Below are 16,818 nucleotides of genomic sequence, written 5' to 3'. Positions count from 1 at the left end.
GGAAAGCCCCTTGACAGCCGCCGGCCGCCGGAGCACCGATACCCGCTGGGCGGGCGGGCGTCAACCGGGTTCCGGCTGCTCCCACGCTCCCCGAGACTTCAGGGACCAGATCGGAGACTTCGTGACCATCACCGCAGACGCGCTCGACACCGCCCACCTCCCCTTCGCCGCTCGCGGCCCGCTGAGTGAGGCCGTGATCAGGCACCTGTCCGGGGCCGGGTCCACGGACCTCACGGCCCTCGCCCGCGACGCGGTCGACGCCAGCGCAGACGTCCTGCACGACGACGACATCCAGCTCGCACTCTTCTCGCTGTATGCGTCCGCTTATGGCTCGGTCGGAGCGTTCGATCCCCGTCTCGAATGGGACGTTCACGCCATCGCCGCCCGCTCCGCTATCGAGGAGGAGTTCGAACGTGCGATCCGCGGGGTCGTCGACGTGCCTCCCCTGCCCGAGCAGACACCGGACGCGATCGCCCGGGCTTTGTTCCACCTCACGAGCGCCGACGACGGCCCGAGCCTCTCCCGCTTCGTCGCGCGCAAAGCCACCACAGCGCAACTTCGGGAGTTCCTCATGCAGCGCTCGGTCTACACCCTGCGGGAAGCGGACCCGCACTCGTGGGCGATTCCGCGGCTGCATGGGCGGGCCAAGGCTTCGCTCGTCGAGATCCAGTCCGACGAGTACGGCGGAGGACGGCCCGACCGCGTTCATGCCGCAATCTTCGCGGCGTCGATGCGGGGCGCGGGATTGGACGACACATACGGGGCCTACGTGGACGATGTGCCGGCCATCACCCTCGCCTCGCACAACATGATGTCGATGTTCGGCCTCAATCGCCGGCTGATCGGCGCCATCGTCGGTCATCTCGCCGCATTCGAGATGACGTCGTCGATTCCGAACCGGCTCTACGGCGATGGATTCCGGCGCCTCGGGTACGGCCCCGATGTAACGGACTACTTCGATGAGCATGTGGAGGCCGACGCGGTCCACGAGCAGATCGCCGCGCGCGACCTCGCCGGCTCACTCGGGGAGGACCGGCCCGACCTGCTTCCCGACATCATGTTCGGGGCGGCCGCCTGCCTCGCCCTCGACGGCATGGTGGCGGCTCACATGCTGGAGCGCTGGTCGGCGGACGAGTCCTCGTTGCGACAGCAGGACGAAGCATGAGCGCCCGCCGGGCGACCATCACGCCGTATCCTGACGGCCCGCTCCTCGTGCGCGGTGACGTGGAACTGATGACCGCCGATGGTGAGCCGATCACCCTTCGCCGGCGAACGAGCGCACTGTGCCGATGCGGGCTCTCCGCCATCAAGCCGTTCTGCGACGGAACCCACAAGGCCGCGGGATTCCGGACGGAGGGGCGGTGACCTCCCGGCGAATCGCCGCAGAATACGTGCTCCCGCTGCGGTGGAGCACCGATGACGACCGCGACGACCTCACGGATTATCTCCGCAGCCTCTCGACCTGGATCGACATCACCATCGTCGACGGCTCCCCCGCTGAGCTCTTCGCCGCGCATGCGCGTTCGTGGGACGGCCTCGTGCGCCATCTCGCGGTGGCCTCCGGGCCCGCGGCCGCCGCGAACGGGAAGGTGGACGGGGTGCTGACCGGCATCGCTGCGGCACGTCACGACAGCATCGTGATCGCGGACGACGACGTGCGCTACACCGAGGGTGCGCTTCGCGCGCTCGTCGCAGAACTCGCCCGCGCGGAACTGGTCAAGCCCCAGAACTACTTCGATCCGCTGCCCTGGCATGCGCGCTGGGACACGGCGCGCACCCTGATGAACAGAGCCCTCTCCTCCGATTACCCGGGCACATACGCCGTCCGTCGCTCCCTCCTCGTGCGAAGCGGCGGGTATGACGGCGCATCGCTCTTCGAGAACCTGGAACTTGAGCGCACGGTGCGGGCCGCCGGCGGCCGCGTGTGCGATCTTCCGGGGCTGTTCGTGGCACGACGCCCTTCTTCGTTTCAGAACTTCCGCGCGCAGCGGGTGCGGCAGGCGTACGAGAGCTTCGCGCAGCCGATGCGGCTCGCCGCCGAGGCCGCCATCGTCCCGGCGGTACTCTGCGGACGACGCCGACCCGTCCTCCTGATCGTCGCGGCATCGGCGACGGCGTTGCTCGCGGAGATCGGCCGACGCCGGGCGGGTGGGCGGGCGGTGTTTCCGGCATCCTCTGCGTTCTGGGCTCCGTTCTGGGTCCTCGAACGCGGGCTCTGCTCCTGGATCGCGATCACGAGACGCCTGAGGGGTGGCATCGCCTACGGCGGACACCGTCTGTCACAGGCGGCCAACTCGGAGCGAGTCATTCGCGCCCGCCTGCGGCGCGTGAGCTCCAACGTCCTCCAGCCGTGATCAGCGGGACGAGTGCTGCGCCTCCCATGCCCGGAACTCCTGAGCGATCGCCGGGGACTGGGTGTGGTGCAGGTAGTGATCGCCGTCGAGGGGGATGACGGTCCCATCCGTGACGGTGGCGGCCTGTCTTTCGTGCATCGGCAACCAGTCGTCGTTCGCCGGATTGACATGCTGCACGAACAGCAGCAGCGGAAGATCAGCCGGGAAGGTCCTTCCCTCGGCATCTGCGAAGTTGGTGCGGATACGTGCCATCTCGTCGAGGTAGGTCGGCTCCAGGCTGTTGCGCTGGGTCAGCAGACCGATCTGCTGACGCTCGTGGTCGTCGTAGTACGGCGAGGCGTAGCCACCGTCGCCGCCGACGCCGGACAACAGCCGCACCAGTCCGAGACCCTTCAGCGCGCCGAGAAGGCCGGTGGGAAAGGCGACGTCCATGTTCGGCTGACCGGGAACGCTGCTGTCTATGCCCACGAATCCGCGTACCTCGTCGGGATACCGCTCGGCGAACTCGATGCCGTAGAGCCCCGCGATGGAGTGCCCCATCAGTGTGTAGCTGGTCACACCGAGCGCCTGGAGAGCTTCGTGCACTTCGCTCACGATGTTGGCAGTGGTCCGCGCGTCCTCGGTGGCATCACTCAGGCCGTAGCCGAACGGCTCCACCACGATGAGCCGGTGATCCGCGGCCAGATCCTCGATCAGGGGCGCGAAGTCGAGCACCGGCGACGAGGTTCCGAAACCCGGGAGCAGCACGAGGTCCTCCCCTTCGCCCGTCACCAGCACATTCATGCTCTTCCCCGCCACCTCGACGCTCTGACCATACGGTTCGATGGCTTCGGCTTCGGCGGTGGTCGCCACCACGTTGACCACGGTCGTGATGGCCAGGCCCACGGCGATGGCCGCGGCCACTGCCCCGATGGCGATCAGCGCTTTCCTCGACTTCTTCATGGGATCCTCTCGGTCGATTCGCCCTTCCAGACTCCCGGCCCGTGCGCGCGGATGCATCACCCGGACGCAGGCACTCGCGTACCGCGTCTGCGGTACGCGCCCATGGATCGCCGGATGGATCCGCCGAATGCCGTGCCGTGGAAGGCTGGGAGGGTGAGCACGAATCGCGCATCCCGCTCCCCTGCGGTGCTCGGCGACATCTCCGCCGTCGCCGTCATTGTGCTTCTGGGCGTGCTCCCCTTCCCGGACGAGACGTTCCGCGCTCACGGCTGGCAGCTCGTACCCGCCCTGCTGCCGGCGGCCGCGCTGCTGCTGCGCCGGCGAGCGCCGCTCGCTGTGCTCGGCCTCACGCTGATCTGCAACACGGTGCTCGCCGCGGCGGGCGTCCTCGGCGCCAGCACGCTGATGGCCCTCGCGATCGCCGCCTACGCCGTCACGGACCGCCTGTCTCGCACGACAGCGCTGGTCACGGTCGCGGCGACGGTCGTCATCGTCTTCACCACCAACATGCTCGTGCTCGGTGGGGAGCCGTTCGACTCGCGCGCCATGCAGTTCCTCGCGTTCATCGTGGTGGGCGCCGCTCTCGGCGCCGCCGCGCGATCGCGCCGCGAGTACACGACCATGATGTCCGAGCGCGTCGAACGCGCCGAGCGCTCACGGGAGGACGAGGCGCGTCGGCGCGTTGCCGAGGAACGGGTGAGCATCGCGCGAGACCTGCACGACCTCGTCGCCCACCAGATCTCGGTGATCAGCCTGAACGCGGGCGTCGCATCCGCCGCGGTCGAGACGTCACCGGAACGCGCCCGCGAGGCGCTCGCCACCATCCGATCCGCGTCGCGCACGGTGCTCTCGGATATCGGAGCGCTGCTGGCGCTTCTCCGATCCGATGACCCTGGTGAACTGCGAACGCTGCGCCCGCAATCGGGGCTCGCCGAACGGGGAACCCTGTTCGACCGCTTCCGGAGCTCCGGCCTGAACCTTCACGTGACGGGTGACGGGAAGCTGCCCGTACTGACTCCGGCGGCCGACCACGCGGCTCACCTCGTGCTCCTGGAGGGGCTCACCAACGCGGTCAAGCACGGCGACGGCTCCCGCGCTACCGTGGAGTTCGTCCCCACGACGGGAAGCCTCACCATCACCATCACCAATCCCGCATCCGGCGAGACGGACGGGGCTCGGAGCGGTCATGGCCTGCGTGGGCTGGGAGAGCGTGTGGCGGCTGCGGGAGGGCACATCGAGAGCGCACACACCTCCGCAGCCTTCCGCCTTCGCGTGGAGTTGCCGACTGTTTCCCCGGATCAGCGATGACGCGCGTCCTCATCGTCGATGATCAGCCGCTGATTCGGCGGGCCGTGCGCGAGATCCTCGTCGATGGCGGCCTCGATGTCATCGGCGAGGCCGCTGACGGCGATGAGGCGGTGACTCTTGCTCGACGACTGCGTCCCGATGTGGTGCTCATGGACATTCGGATGCCCGTCCTCGACGGCATCGCCGCGACCGCTCGGATCCGCACGGATGCAACTGGCACGACCGCCCGGATCCTGATCCTCACCACCTTCGAGGAGGACGACTACGTCCTCGCCGCCCTGCGGGCCGGAGCCAGCGGGTTCATCGGCAAGGGAGCGGAGCCGAGCGCGATCGTTCATGCGGTTCGCACCGTCCACGACGGTGACGCGCTGCTGTCCCCCGCCGCCACCCGGACCCTCATCGAGCGGGTCACCGACCCCCGGCCCCGGGCGACGGACCCGGCGGATCCGCGGCTGGCAAGCCTCACTCCCCGAGAACTCGAAGTCCTCGAGCTCGTCGGCAGAGGACTATCCAACGCCGAGATCGCGGACGCGCTCACCATCTCCCTGCACACGGCGAAGACGCATGTGAACCGGACGATGACGAAGGTCCACGCCGGCGACCGTGCTCAGCTCGTGATCCTCGCCTACGAGACGGCTCTCGTCCTGCCCGGTGCCCGGTGAGCCTCACTCATCCGCCGCGGTGACCTCGATCTCGACGAGTTCCGGCGCCCGCTCATCCTCGGTCGCCTCCGCCTCGAAGTCGGCGTGTGTGATGGTCACGATCCGATCGACGAACACGTCGACCTTCTTCCGGTACGCCGGTTGCGCGCTCTCGAACAGCGGGTGGATGTCGCTGGCGCCATCCTCGCCCGAGAGGGCGATCTGCTCCAGGTAGGGCGGCAGTTCGATCGATACGCCGTTGGTGAAGACAGCGGAGTCGTCGTCCACGGCGAGGTCGTAGCGCGTCAGCCGTGAGTTCTTCGTACCGAAGGACTGAGCCACGTACAGGTGCGTGTCATCGAACGCCAGACCCTGCACCTCTTTGGGGGCCGTGAACGCCAGATCCGCGAAGATGTGGTGATCGCCGTCGTCGTCGATGTAGGAGCGATCAGTGTCGCCCACGTCCGTGAGCTCCACGAACCCCTCGGCATCGGGCTCCGAGTAGTCGAGGCTGAACACCTGGATCTGGGAGTCGTCAGGATCATTGGTGAAGTAGCTCGCCCAGAGGAGATCACCATGGAAGTCCAAGGTGGAAACGCCTTCGAGGCTGTCGACGATGTACGAGACCGCGTACTCGATCGGCGCAGCGGCATGGATGTCGTAGTCGTCGATGCTGTCCTGGAGGATGCCGGAGATGGCTGCACGTCCGTCGCGGGTGTCCCCGATCCAGAGCACGCGAGCCTCCTGGTCGTACCCGATGCCGCCCACGTGCGCCTTGTTGCGCAGGGAGATGGTCTTCACGAACTCACCCGAGTAGTCGAAGACGAACACCACCGAGTTCATCTTGTGCTGATGGTCGTAGGCGGAGACGAACACCTGATCGTCACTGAGCGCGAGCCCCTGCGGGGTGAAGCCCTTCGACAGGATGAGCTTGTACGCCGTAGCGGTGTCGTTGCGCTTGAGCCCGTACGCGCCGTACAGCCCGGGGATGGGCACCGATGCGTCCATGGATCGCTGCATGATCGGGAAGTCGCTCATCATGTCGCGGAAGTCGTCATCGTGCAGCAGCGGATCGGTGGATGCAGCCCCCACGGGGATCTCCCGTGCCGCGAACTCCGGATCGAGCACGAACTGCGGCTTGCAGGCGGAGAGCGTCAGCAGGCCGGCCGCCAGCAGAGCACACGTAATCACGCGGCGCGCAGGGCGCCGCGTGCGCTGCCCGTTCAGTCCTCTACTCCGGTGTCCTTCGGGATGGGTTCCTTGGGGAGCTTGCGTACCCGTGCCCGACGGCGGCGCTCCGGGATCATCGAGCGCATCTCCTCCAGCTTGCCGAAGCACAGGAGGCGGTCTTCACCTTCGAGAATCACATGCTTACGCGGGTTGGGGATCACGGTGGTGCCGCGGTGCAGGGTGAGCACGGTGATGTCGCGCTCCCACAGACCCGCCTCCCCCAGGGTCTGCCCGACGACGCCGGCGCCATTGTGCACGAGGAGCTCCGCAACGCCGTAGCCCGTGGACACGGCCAGGCGCTGACGCACATCGATCTCGGGGAACGCGACCTGGTTCGCGATGTGGTCGATGATCGCGCCGGCGACGTCCAGCTTGGTGGCGGCTTCGATGCCCTGAAGTCCGGGAGACGAGTTGACCTCCATCACGAGAGGACCGTCCACACCCTCCAGCATGTCGACGCCGGCGACGCGCAGACCCATGATCTGCGCTGCGCGCACGGCGGTGCGCTGGTACTCCTCATCCAGTTCCACGGCCTCCACGGATCCGCCGCGGTGCACATTGGAGCGGAACTCGTCGCCCTGGGCGGTGCGCCGCATCGCCGCGACGACGCGGTCGCCCACCACGAGGGCGCGGATGTCGCGTCCTCGTGACTCGGAGATGAACTTCTGAATCAGCACGTTCTGCTTCGTGGAGTGCAGCGTCTCGATGATGGCCTCCGCCACCTTCACCTGCGGGGCGAGGATGACCCCGATGCCCTGAGTGCCCTCCAGCAGCTTGATGACGACCGGCGCACCACCCACGCTCTCGATCGCCGGCCGCACGTCCGCCCGGTTGCGCACGAAGGCGGTGGGCGGCAGGGCGATGCCGTGACGCGACAGGATCTGGGTGGCGCGCAGCTTGTCGCGCGCGTTGGCGATGCCGTTGGAGGTGTTGGGCGTGTAGACGTCCATCTGCTCGAACTGGCGCACGACGGCGGTCCCGAAGTAGGTGATGGAGGATCCGATGCGCGGCAGGATCGCGTCGTAATCGCTCAGCCGGCGGCCCCGATACGCCAGGTCGGGCGCATCTCCGGCGAGATCGATCGCGAAGCGCAGAGTATTGAGAACCTTGACCTCGTGACCCCGTTGAACGGCAGCGGCGCGCAGACGCTGCGTGGAGTACGCCTGCGGCGCACGAGAAAGGATGGCGATCTTCAACTGCGTTTTCCTGTCATGATGATCGGGTGGGCTCAGGTAATTCAATCACCGTCACGGGCTGGCGAGAATGGGTATCGCTGGCCGGCATCGAGCTGCCCTGGATCAAGGCGAAGATCGATACGGGGGCACGCACCTCATCGTTGCACGCCTTCGACATCGTCGAGTTCGATCACGAGGGTCGCGAGTGGGTGCGCTTCGCCGTGCACCCCTGGCAGTTCTCCGATGCCGATGCTCAGGTCGTCGAGCTGCCGATCCACGATCGGCGAGACGTCCGCAGTTCTTCGGGCCACGTGGAGCGGCGCATCGTCGTGATCGCCGACCTGCGCCTGGTGGGAGTCGAGATGCCGGTGGAGCTCACCCTCACCAACCGCGCACAGATGGGCTTTCGCATGCTGATCGGTCGCGAGGCACTGCGCAACGGCTTCCTCGTCGACTCCGCGCGGTCGTTCGTCGGCGGCAAGCCGTCCAAGCGGGTCCGTCTGGCGAACCGCGGCAAGACCTTCTGAGTCACGTCCGCCCACCGCTCAGCACCGGCACGTCAAGGCGGCAGTGTCCGTGCTGCCGGGTATCGTTCAAGCATGCCGACGAACTCAGGCGTGACCCTCCGTCCCCGCACCGACGCTGACCTGGACGCCCTCTACTCGATCGCCGCGGACCTCGACACCTGGGAGGAGCGCAACCCGGGCCGTCCCGCCATCCCCACGCGGGAGCGCTGGGAATCCCGCCTTCTCGCGCGGGAGGCGGAGCCCGACGGAAACGTGAGCTTCGTCATCGACGTGGAGGGTGAGGCCGTGGGCAACATCGGTGTGTTCGACATCGACGATCTCGCCCGCCACGGCGAGATCGGCATCGCGCTCACTCCCGCCGCGCGGGGCCGGGGCATCGGCACCGAGGCGATGGCGCAGATGCTGGAGTTCGCCTTCATCCGCGCGAATCTGCGCCGTGTCCACCTGGAAGTGATCGCATCCAATGCCGGCGCGATCCGGGCGTATGAAAAGGCGGGTTTCGTCATCGAAGGACGCCAGCGCGAGCACGCCTGGGTGCGCGGGCACTACGAGGACATCGTGCGGATGGGCATCCTGCGCTCGGAATGGGAAGCCCGCCGTTCGCGCTAGACGCGTCATGAACCGAAGAAGCCCCTCGATCCCAGTGTTTTCTCGGGATCGAGGGGCTTCTTCTCGCGACAGCGACTGGTGGAGCTGGGGGGAATCGAACCCCCGTCCAACGCTGAGTCTCCACGCCTTCTCCGGGCGCAGTCTGTGCAGACGTTCTGCTCGGCTCCGACCTTTGTCACAGACACCTAAGTCGACAAGCCCAGCCTGGGAAGAGTCCCACGCGGCGTCCAGACGCCACCGCGCAGCAAGATTCCTAAATGACGCCAGAACCCGTACCGGAATCACATACGGTCTGACGGACTATCGGGCTCGCTTAGGCAGCGAGGGCGAAGTCAGTGCGCTTAGCGTTGGCACTTATGTTTTTGCAGGGAGCGTTGACGAGATAACCCTGCATCCTCGGCCCGCTTCTCGTGGATTCACAGGCGCTGTCGAAACCGATCAGCCCCGTGTTCCTCCCTGGGGAGGGCCGCTGTCGCTCTGTGGAATTACCAGTTCCGGATCGCTCCGGAGCATCCCAGCCTACAGCATCCGCAGCGGCACGGGACGCGCTCGTCCCCACGTTCCGTGACCGATGTCGGTGCCCAGCACTAGAGTCAGAGCATGAGCGATGTCGTCATCTCCGTCCGCGGCGAGCACGAGACGCGGGTGCCCGCGGAACTCGGCGTCGCCACCGTCTCCGTGCGCCTCGATGGCCCCGACCGCGCAGCGGTGTTCGCCCAGGCGAGCACACTCGCCGAGCGTCTGGTCGCCGAGCTGGCCGACGCTCAGCAACGTGGGACCGTTGCCCAGTGGTCGAGTGAGCGCGTATCCGTGTGGTCCGATCGCCCGTGGAGCCAGGACGGCACCCAGCTCCCCCTCGTGCATCATGCCGCGATGAGCACGCGCAGCGAGTTCACCGACTTCGGGGCGCTGTCCGAGTGGATTACCGCGGTCTCCGAGCGGGAGGGCGTGGCCGTCGACGGCATCTCGTGGGAGCTCACGCCCGCCACGGCGCGAACCACGGAGTCGGAGGTGGCGCAGGCCGCCGTCGGCGTGGCCATGCAGCGGGCCACCGCCTACGCGGCGGCACTGGGATTCTCGTCCGTGCGGCCCAGCGAGATCGCCGACGCCGGTCTGCTGAACTCCGCGGAGGCCGCGATGGGCAAGCAGGCAGTGGCGATGCGAGCGTTCGCCGACAGCGCCGGAGGCGGTGGCGGCCTCCAGCTCGAACCCCGGCCGATCCGCGTAGCGGCCACCGTCGAGGCCCGGTTCCTGGCCTCATGAGCGGCGTCGACGTGAGCCCCCGCCCCGGGATCGCGGAGCGGCTCAGTCGGATGATCGCGCTGCCGACCGTATCCGCGGAGCGAGCCGAGCGTGGAGATGAGCCCTTCGAGGCCTTCGCCGATCTGATCGGCGAACTCTATCCCCGCGTGCACGCCGAACTCGATCGAGAGATCATCGGCGAGGGCGGACTGCTGTACCGCTGGCGAGGCGCGGAAGACGCCGATCCCGTCCTGTTGATGGCGCACTACGACGTGGTCCCGGTGGATCTCAGCGACGACTGGACACACGCCCCGTTCTCCGGCGAGATCGTCGACGGCTTCGTGCACGGCCGGGGCGCGCTGGACGACAAAGGTCCGCTCGTGGTGATCCTCGACGCTGTGGAGAACCTCCTCGCGTCCGGCTTCACCCCCGCGCGCGACGTCTACGTGTGGCTCGGACCGGACGAGGAATCCCACGGAGCGGCAGCGCGGGAGGGCGCACGTGTTCTCCACGAACGCGGCATCACCCCGTGGCTGGTGCTGGATGAGGGCGGTGCCGTCGTCGATGCGCCGCTGCCGTTCGTCGACGGTGCAGCCGCGATGGTGGGCGTCGGAGAGAAGGGAGTGCTCTCGGTCCGGCTCACGGCCCGCGGCGACGGCGGACACGCCTCCGCCCCGCCGAAGCTCACCGCGGTCGGCCGCATCGCACGCGCGATCGAGCGTCTCACTCCCGGCACCTTCCCTTCCCGCACGCCGCGGACCATCACGGCGATGCTCACCGCACTGGGCCAGCGCACCAGCGGCGCGCCGCGTCTGCTCTTGCGGCTGCTGGTCGCGGTCCCGCGTCTCAGCGCGTTCGTCTTCACGCGGCTGGGCGGCGAACCCGCCGCCATGGTGCGCACCACCATCGCCCCGACGATGCTCGCGGGAGGAACGGCGGACAACGTCCTGCCGTCCCAGGCGTCGGCGACCATCAATCTGCGCCTCGCGCTCGGTACGACCATCGCCCAGACCGTGCGTCGCCTCGAGAAGCGGATCAACGACCGCGACGTCACGGTCACGGTGATCGACGGCGACGAACCGTCTCCGGAGTCGGCCACCGACAACGAGCCCTTCGCGCTGATCACGCGGGCGGTGGCGACCTCGCACCCGGCCGCGCTCACGGTGCCGTACATCGTTTTCGCCGCGACCGACGCGCGTCATTTCCACCGATTCGCGCCGTCCGTCTACCGCTTTGCACCGCTGTCCATGTCTTCAGAGCTGCGCGCCACGCTCCACGGCGTGAACGAGCGCGTCGCCGTCTCCGAACTCGAGCGCGGCGAGCTCTTCCACCGCACGCTGATCACCCAACTGCCCGGGTAGGGTTGACGCACCCGACTCCCCCGCGCGTCCACCCGAGAAGGACGCGCGCAGCGATGCGAAGGAGCATCACGTGAAAGCACGAATCGCCTGGGCAGGGCTGGCCGGCGTCGTCGGCTACCTCGCCTTCGTCGAGTTCACCAGCGGCGTCCTGCAGGGCTACTACACCCCCATGCTCACCGACATCGCCCGCCACCTCGGCATCCCCGACGCCGACGTCAACTGGCTGGAAGGCGCTCAGCTCATGCTGTCGGCGCTCGTGGTTCCCGCGTTCGCGAAGCTCGGAGACATGTTCGGCCACAAGCGGATGCTGTTGATCTCCACCGCCCTGACCGCGATCGCGTCCTTCGCGCTGCCCTTCTCCGACTCGTTCGGCGTTTTCCTCGCGGCCTGGGCGCTGCAGGGCTTCTACGTCGTCTGGCTTCCCATGGAGATCGCCCTCATCTTCAGCCGCACCCGCGGCATCGAAGGACGCGCACAGATCACGGCCCGTGCCGCAGGCATCCTGGTCGCTTCCCTCGAGGGCGGCGCGATCCTCGGTGCGCTGCTGGGCGGGGCGCTCGTCGATGCCCTGCCGCTGACCGTGGTGCTCCTCGTCCCGGCGATCCTGGTGGCGCTGTGCTTCTTCGTGATCCTTTTCGGTGTCACCGAGTCACCCGAGCACACCGGCGGCCGCCTCGACACCGTCGGGCTCGTTCTCATCTCCGTCGCCCTCATCGCCTTCACCGGCGGGCTCAGCATGCTGCGCCTCAACGGGCCGGGCGACATCGTCTCGATCCTCGTGACGATCGTCGGCGTCGTGCTGGTGATCCCGTTCGTCCTCTGGGAACTGCGACAGGAGGACCCGCTCATCGACGTGCGCATGTTCCGCAACCCCGCACTCGGCCCCGTCTTCGTCACCGCAGGACTCTTCGGCGTGAGCGTGCTGGGAGGGCAGGCACCTCTGTCCACCTTCGCGCGCACCGACCCGACCGTCACCGGCTACGGGCTGGGGACGCAGGGCTTCGCGACCTCGCTCATCATCGGCATCTATCTCATCGCGATGATCTCCGGCGCCCTGCTGTTCCCCGTGATCGGACGGGTCCTGACACCGCGGCTCGCCCTCATCGCCGCCACACTGCTGGTGTGCATCGGGTTCGCGCTCTTCCTCCCCCTGCACGGCACCTACGCACAGGTGGTCACGAACATGGTGGTGATCGGCCTCGGCTCGGGAGCCCTGGTGGCGGCGTTGCCCTCCGCAGCGGCGGCCGCGGCGCCACCCGCCCAGACCGGCGTCGCAACGGGGCTCACCAACTCCGTGAAGACCGTGGGCGGTGCGATCGCCTCCTGCGTGTTCGGGATCGCGCTGCTGCACGGTGCGACGGGTGCGGCGGCGAACCCGCAGCAGACCGCCGGCTCGCTCAGCGGGTACATGACCGTGTGGGCGGTGTGCTCGGCGACGGCCCTCGTCGCCGCCATCTTCCTCTGCTTCGTACCCAAGCAGGCGTTCCGCGATCGGGAGCAGCCGGTCGCTGTCTGAACGGAAACCGATGAGGCCGGCCCGGGGACACCCCGGGCCGGCCTCATCGTGTGGGGATCACTCCCCCATGCGATTGCGCATGCGCATGGCGCGATCCGCCTCGCGCTTGTCCTGACGCTCGCGCAGAGTCTGCCGCTTGTCGAACTCGCGCTTTCCCTTCGCGACGCCGATCTCCAGCTTCGCGCGGCCGTCCTTGAAGTACAGCTTGAGCGGAACCAGCGTGTAGCCGCCCGCCGAGACCGCGTGGGAGATCTTGATGATCTCGTCGCGATTCAGCAGCAGCTTGCGCACCCGCTTGGCCGAGTGGTTCGTCCAGTGCCCCTGGGAATACTCGGGGATGTGGACATTGTCGATCCAGGCCTCGTTGCCCTTGATGTAGGCATAGCCGTCCGTCAGGTTGGCTCGTCCCTGCCGCAGCGACTTCACCTCGGTGCCGGTCAGCACCATACCCGCCTCGTACGTCTTCTCGACGTTGTAGTCGTGGCGTGCACGCCGGTTGGTCGCGACGACCTTCTCCCCGCGTTCACGGACCATGTCACACTCTCCTCAATCGCCGCGCGCACGCGCGGCAGCCGATCAGTCTATCAACCGCCGGCGCGTGGCGACGACGCGTCAAGTGCGCAGCCAGCGCCGGATCGCGAAGCCGGCCGACAGCGCAGCGAGCACTACGCCGAGCCCCACGACGATCGGGATCACGACCCACACGTCGTTGAGGCCGATCCAGCTCTGAATGAAGGTGACGCGACCGGTCAGGTAGCCGATGACACCGAACTGCACCGCAGCCCACAGCGCCGCCGAGGCGAGCACCGATCCGATGAAGGCCGCCAGCACGCCCTCCAGCACGAACGGGGTCTGGATGAAGCGGTTCGATGCACCCACCAGCCGCATGATGCCGATCTCCTTGCGACGCGCCACCGCGGAGAGGCGGATCGTGGTCGCGATCAGGAGGATGGCGGCGATCAGCATGAGCGCGGCGATTCCGACCGCGAGGTAGGTGGCCACCTGAAGCGCCTGGAACAGCGGCTCCAGGTACTTCATCTGGTTCTTGACCTCCTGGACGCCCTTCGTCGAGTGGAACGCCTCCTCGATCACCGTGACCTGCGACTGATCCTTCAGGTTCACACGGAACGACGCGTTGATGCTGTCGGGCGCGAAGACGCTCGCGTACTCCTCACCACGCTGGTCGATGATGCTCTGGTAGGCGTCCGCCTGCGTGATCTCCTGCACGTTCGCGATGAGCGGGCCGAGAGTCCCGCCCGCGAGCTGAGCGCGGACGTCCTCGATCTGCTCCGGCGTCGCGTTGCCGTCGGTGCAGTTGTCGCCGATCGCAGTCGAGGTGCACATGAAGATCTCGACCTGAGCACGGTCCTCCCAGTAGTCGTGGAGCTTGCCCACCTGGGACTGCGTGAGGATGGCGGCGCCCACGAAGGTGAGCGACACGAACGTCACGAGGATCACGGAGATCACCATCGAGACGTTGCGCCGGAAGCCCTGGAAGACCTCCGAGAAGATGAGTCCCAGCCTCATGATGTCGGACCCACCTCGTCATTGTCGTCGTATTCGCTGAGGCCCAGCCGGTCGGCGACCCCGAGTTCGGCGACCTGGACGTCCGGCAGCGCGATGGGGCGGGTCATCGGCCGCGCCTCCGCATCCGCCGCTGGCTCAGCCACCGCGGGGCGCTTGATCGGCGGCGTCGGAGTCTCTGCTGCCTGCGTGCTCTCCGACTCGCGCTCCCCGGTTCCGAACGGGGCATCGGCCTCGGCGACGACCGCGACCACGTCTGCCGACTCCGCCACCGGGACGGAGACGGCGGCAGCCACGACGACAGCGGGATCTCCCGCGTCCACGGCGGCGGCCACCTCGCGCTGCACCTCCAGCACCGCGGTCAGCGCGGCGGCGGATGCCGCGCCGCGCTCGGTGAACGCCTCCAGGCGCGGAATCGCCGAGGTGTCACCGTAGCCACCGTGCCGGTCGTCGCGAATGATCACGCCGTCACGCAACTCGATCACGCGACGCTGCATCTGGTCGACGAAACCGGCCTCGTGCGTCGCCATCACCACGGTGGTGCCGTTCGCGTTGATGCGTGCGAGGAGCTGCATGATGTCGGTCGACGTCGCGGGGTCCAGGTTTCCGGTCGGCTCGTCCGCCAGAAGCACCTGCGGGCGGTTGACGATGGCACGCGCGATCGCGACGCGCTGCTGCTCACCACCGGAGAGCTCTGTGGGCATGCGCTTCGCCTTGTCCTGCAGGCCGACCAGCTCGAGGGCCTCTGGCACGGACTGCTGGATCAGGGCCCGGCTGGCACCGGTTACCTGAAGGGCGAAGGCCACGTTCTGAGCCACGGTCTTGGTGGACAGCAGGCGGAAGTCCTGGAATACGGAGCCGATATGGCGGCGGAAGTAGGGAACCCGCCGGTTGGACATCTTCCGCGTGTCACTGCCGAGCACGAGAACGCGACCGGCAGTGGGGATGTCCTCACGGAGGATGAGGCGAAGACACGACGACTTCCCGGATCCCGACGCGCCGACGAGGAACACGAACTCACCGCGTTGAATCTCGAAGTCGACGTCGGAGAGCGCGGGACGGGGTGTGCCGCGGTAGCGCTTGGTGACGTTCTCGAACCGAATCATGGCCGAATCAGCCTACGTCGGGCCCGCGGCCGCACAGCAGAGCGACACCCGCCGCCCGATATTCGGTCGGTGAATGCGAGAGCGCCGCGACCCGAAGGCCACGGCGCTCTGCTCCCACGAGGGCTCAGTCCTCAGTCTTGCGCTTGCGCCAGCGGATTCCGGCGGAGATCAGCCCGTCCAGGTCACCGTCGAAGACACTTGCGGGGTTTCCCACTTCGTAACCGGTGCGCAGGTCCTTCACCAGCTGCTGCCCGTAGAGGAAGTAGGAGCGCATCTGGTCGCCCCAGCTCGCGGTGATCACACCGGCGAGCTCCTTCTTCTTCGCGGCTTCCTCTTCCTTCTTCAGCAGCAGGAGTCGGGTCTGGAGCACGCGCATGGCCGCAGCGCGGTTCTGGATCTGCGACTTCTCGTTCTGCATCGACACCACGATGCCGGTGGGAATGTGAGTGAGGCGCACAGCGGAGTCGGTGGTGTTGACGGACTGACCACCGGGGCCGGACGAACGGAACACGTCCACACGCAGGTCACCCTCGGGGATGTCGACCTCGACGGCCTCCTCCATCACGGGGATGACCTCGACGGCGGCGAAGCTGGTCTGGCGCTTGTCGGCGGAGCCGAACGGGCTGATGCGCGCCAGGCGGTGGGTGCCGGCCTCGACCGACAGGGTGCCGTAGGCGTAGGGGGCGTCGACCTCGAAGGTCGCGGACTTGATCCCCGCGCCCTCGGCGTAGGAGATGTCCATGACCTTGACGGCGTACTTGTTCCGCTCGGCCCAGCGCAGGTACATGCGCATGAGCATCTCGGCGAAGTCGGTGGCGTCGTCGCCGCCGGCACCGGAGCGGATCGTCACGACCGCGGAGCGCTCGTCGTACTCGCCGTCCAGCAGGGTCTGCACCTCGAGCTGACTCACCACGCCTTCGAGGGCGGCCAGCTCGTCGCGGGCTTCCTGCTCCGCGTCGGCGTCCTCCATCTCGTTGGCGAGCTCGACGAGGACGTCCAGGTCGTTGAGGCGTCGCTCGACCGCTTCGACTCGGCCGAGGTCGGCCTGCTTGTGGCTGAGGGCGCTGGTGACCTTCTGCGCGGCCTCCGGGTCATCCCACAGATCGGGCGCACCGGCTTCCTCGCTGAGTCGGGCGATATCGGCGCGCAGCGCGTCGACGTCCACGACGGCACGGATGTCATCGAACGTGGATCGGACGGCGGCGATCTGGGAGGTGAATTCGTAATCGAGCATGGCCTTCCTAGCCTAGCGGTCGCAGACCCTCCTCCGCGGCGTGACCGCA

Annotated in this window: 17 protein-coding genes and 1 other RNA gene; 10 read left to right on the top strand and 8 right to left on the bottom strand. The window is 67.7% G+C overall.

Annotation, left to right across the window (positions count from 1 at the left end; genetic code table 11):
- Positions 1–121: 121 nt before the first annotated feature.
- From ACIQJ5_RS05890 to ACIQJ5_RS05880, 3 genes are read left to right on the top strand one after another with little or no spacing between them, the layout of a single operon-like run.
- Positions 122–1,165, top strand: coding sequence for an iron-containing redox enzyme family protein (locus tag ACIQJ5_RS05890; RefSeq protein WP_402841807.1), 1,044 nt, complete (start codon positions 122–124; stop codon positions 1,163–1,165).
- On the top strand, positions 1,162–1,365 hold the full coding sequence (locus ACIQJ5_RS05885) for a CDGSH iron-sulfur domain-containing protein (RefSeq protein WP_231089763.1): 204 nt from the start codon (positions 1,162–1,164) through the stop codon (positions 1,363–1,365). Before ACIQJ5_RS05890 ends, ACIQJ5_RS05885 begins: the two co-directional genes overlap by 4 nt.
- Entirely contained in the window at positions 1,362–2,354 is a 993-nt protein-coding gene (locus ACIQJ5_RS05880) for a glycosyltransferase (RefSeq protein ID WP_402841804.1), read from the top strand. Before ACIQJ5_RS05885 ends, ACIQJ5_RS05880 begins: the two co-directional genes overlap by 4 nt.
- On the opposite strand, the gene ACIQJ5_RS05875 is transcribed toward ACIQJ5_RS05880, so the two are convergent.
- Positions 2,355–3,296: an alpha/beta fold hydrolase gene (locus ACIQJ5_RS05875; RefSeq protein WP_402841801.1), complete on the bottom strand. Its 942-nt coding sequence runs from the start codon at positions 3,294–3,296 to the stop codon at positions 2,355–2,357.
- A 153-nt stretch (positions 3,297–3,449) separates the two neighbouring features.
- Here ACIQJ5_RS05875 and ACIQJ5_RS05870 point away from each other — a divergent pair, with 153 nt between their 5' ends.
- Together ACIQJ5_RS05870 and ACIQJ5_RS05865 are read left to right on the top strand one after the other, a co-directional pair.
- Positions 3,450–4,604, top strand: a complete 1,155-nt coding sequence (locus ACIQJ5_RS05870; protein ID WP_402841798.1) for a sensor histidine kinase — start codon at positions 3,450–3,452, stop codon at positions 4,602–4,604.
- Positions 4,601–5,266 (top strand): response regulator, encoded by a 666-nt coding sequence (locus ACIQJ5_RS05865; RefSeq protein ID WP_402841795.1) that lies wholly within the window; start codon positions 4,601–4,603, stop codon positions 5,264–5,266. Before ACIQJ5_RS05870 ends, ACIQJ5_RS05865 begins: the two co-directional genes overlap by 4 nt.
- Positions 5,267–5,269: 3 nt before the next feature.
- Here ACIQJ5_RS05865 and ACIQJ5_RS05860 read toward each other — a convergent pair whose 3' ends face one another.
- Entirely contained in the window at positions 5,270–6,436 is a 1,167-nt protein-coding gene (locus ACIQJ5_RS05860) for a hypothetical protein (RefSeq protein ID WP_231089756.1), read from the bottom strand.
- Between the two features lie 32 nt (positions 6,437–6,468).
- Positions 6,469–7,671 (bottom strand): 30S ribosomal protein S6--L-glutamate ligase, encoded by a 1,203-nt coding sequence (rimK, locus tag ACIQJ5_RS05855; protein WP_231089755.1) that lies wholly within the window; start codon positions 7,669–7,671, stop codon positions 6,469–6,471.
- A gap of 26 nt (positions 7,672–7,697) precedes the next feature.
- Here rimK and ACIQJ5_RS05850 point away from each other — a divergent pair, with 26 nt between their 5' ends.
- Positions 7,698–8,177, top strand: a complete 480-nt coding sequence (locus ACIQJ5_RS05850) for a RimK/LysX family protein (RefSeq protein ID WP_231089753.1) — start codon at positions 7,698–7,700, stop codon at positions 8,175–8,177.
- A 72-nt stretch (positions 8,178–8,249) separates the two neighbouring features.
- The gene (locus ACIQJ5_RS05845) at positions 8,250–8,786 is read left to right on the top strand and encodes a GNAT family N-acetyltransferase (protein WP_402841790.1); all 537 of its coding nucleotides are present in this window, start codon (positions 8,250–8,252) and stop codon (positions 8,784–8,786) included.
- A 76-nt stretch (positions 8,787–8,862) separates the two neighbouring features.
- Here ACIQJ5_RS05845 and ssrA read toward each other — a convergent pair.
- Positions 8,863–9,232: a transfer-messenger RNA gene (gene ssrA, locus ACIQJ5_RS05840) on the bottom strand.
- Positions 9,233–9,386: 154 nt separating this feature from the next.
- Between ssrA and ACIQJ5_RS05835 the strand changes: the two genes are divergently transcribed.
- The 3 genes from ACIQJ5_RS05835 to ACIQJ5_RS05825 all read left to right on the top strand — a co-directional run bounded on the left by ACIQJ5_RS05835 (position 9,387) and on the right by ACIQJ5_RS05825 (position 12,905).
- Positions 9,387–10,049, top strand: coding sequence for an SIMPL domain-containing protein (locus tag ACIQJ5_RS05835; RefSeq protein ID WP_231089751.1), 663 nt, complete (start codon positions 9,387–9,389; stop codon positions 10,047–10,049).
- On the top strand, positions 10,046–11,389 hold the full coding sequence (locus ACIQJ5_RS05830) for a M20/M25/M40 family metallo-hydrolase (RefSeq protein WP_402841787.1): 1,344 nt from the start codon (positions 10,046–10,048) through the stop codon (positions 11,387–11,389). Before ACIQJ5_RS05835 ends, ACIQJ5_RS05830 begins: the two co-directional genes overlap by 4 nt.
- Positions 11,390–11,459: 70 nt before the next feature.
- Positions 11,460–12,905 carry an MFS transporter gene (locus ACIQJ5_RS05825; RefSeq protein ID WP_402841784.1) on the top strand — a complete coding sequence of 482 codons (1,446 nt, stop codon included), beginning with the start codon at positions 11,460–11,462 and terminating at the stop codon, positions 12,903–12,905.
- 57 nt (positions 12,906–12,962) lie between these two features.
- Here the strand turns inward: ACIQJ5_RS05825 and smpB are convergent, their stop codons facing one another.
- The 4 genes from smpB to prfB all read right to left on the bottom strand — a co-directional run bounded on the left by smpB (position 12,963) and on the right by prfB (position 16,769).
- Positions 12,963–13,439: an SsrA-binding protein SmpB gene (gene smpB, locus ACIQJ5_RS05820; protein WP_231089743.1), complete on the bottom strand. Its 477-nt coding sequence runs from the start codon at positions 13,437–13,439 to the stop codon at positions 12,963–12,965.
- Between the two features lie 78 nt (positions 13,440–13,517).
- Complete coding sequence (gene ftsX, locus ACIQJ5_RS05815; protein ID WP_402841779.1) at positions 13,518–14,432, bottom strand: permease-like cell division protein FtsX; 915 nt, start codon at positions 14,430–14,432, stop codon at positions 13,518–13,520.
- The gene (gene ftsE / locus ACIQJ5_RS05810; protein WP_402841776.1) at positions 14,429–15,535 is read right to left on the bottom strand and encodes a cell division ATP-binding protein FtsE; all 1,107 of its coding nucleotides are present in this window, start codon (positions 15,533–15,535) and stop codon (positions 14,429–14,431) included. The genes ftsX and ftsE overlap by 4 nt, the downstream gene beginning before the upstream one ends.
- A 124-nt stretch (positions 15,536–15,659) precedes the next feature.
- Positions 15,660–16,769, bottom strand: coding sequence for a peptide chain release factor 2 (gene prfB / locus ACIQJ5_RS05805; RefSeq protein WP_231089731.1), 1,110 nt, complete (start codon positions 16,767–16,769; stop codon positions 15,660–15,662).
- Positions 16,770–16,818: the final 49 nt, after the last annotated feature.

Source organism: Microbacterium sp. GXS0129, from assembly GCF_044769785.1.
Lineage (GTDB): Bacteria > Actinomycetota > Actinomycetes > Actinomycetales > Microbacteriaceae > Microbacterium > Microbacterium nymphoidis.
This window is presented reverse-complemented; position numbering and strand designations above follow the sequence as displayed.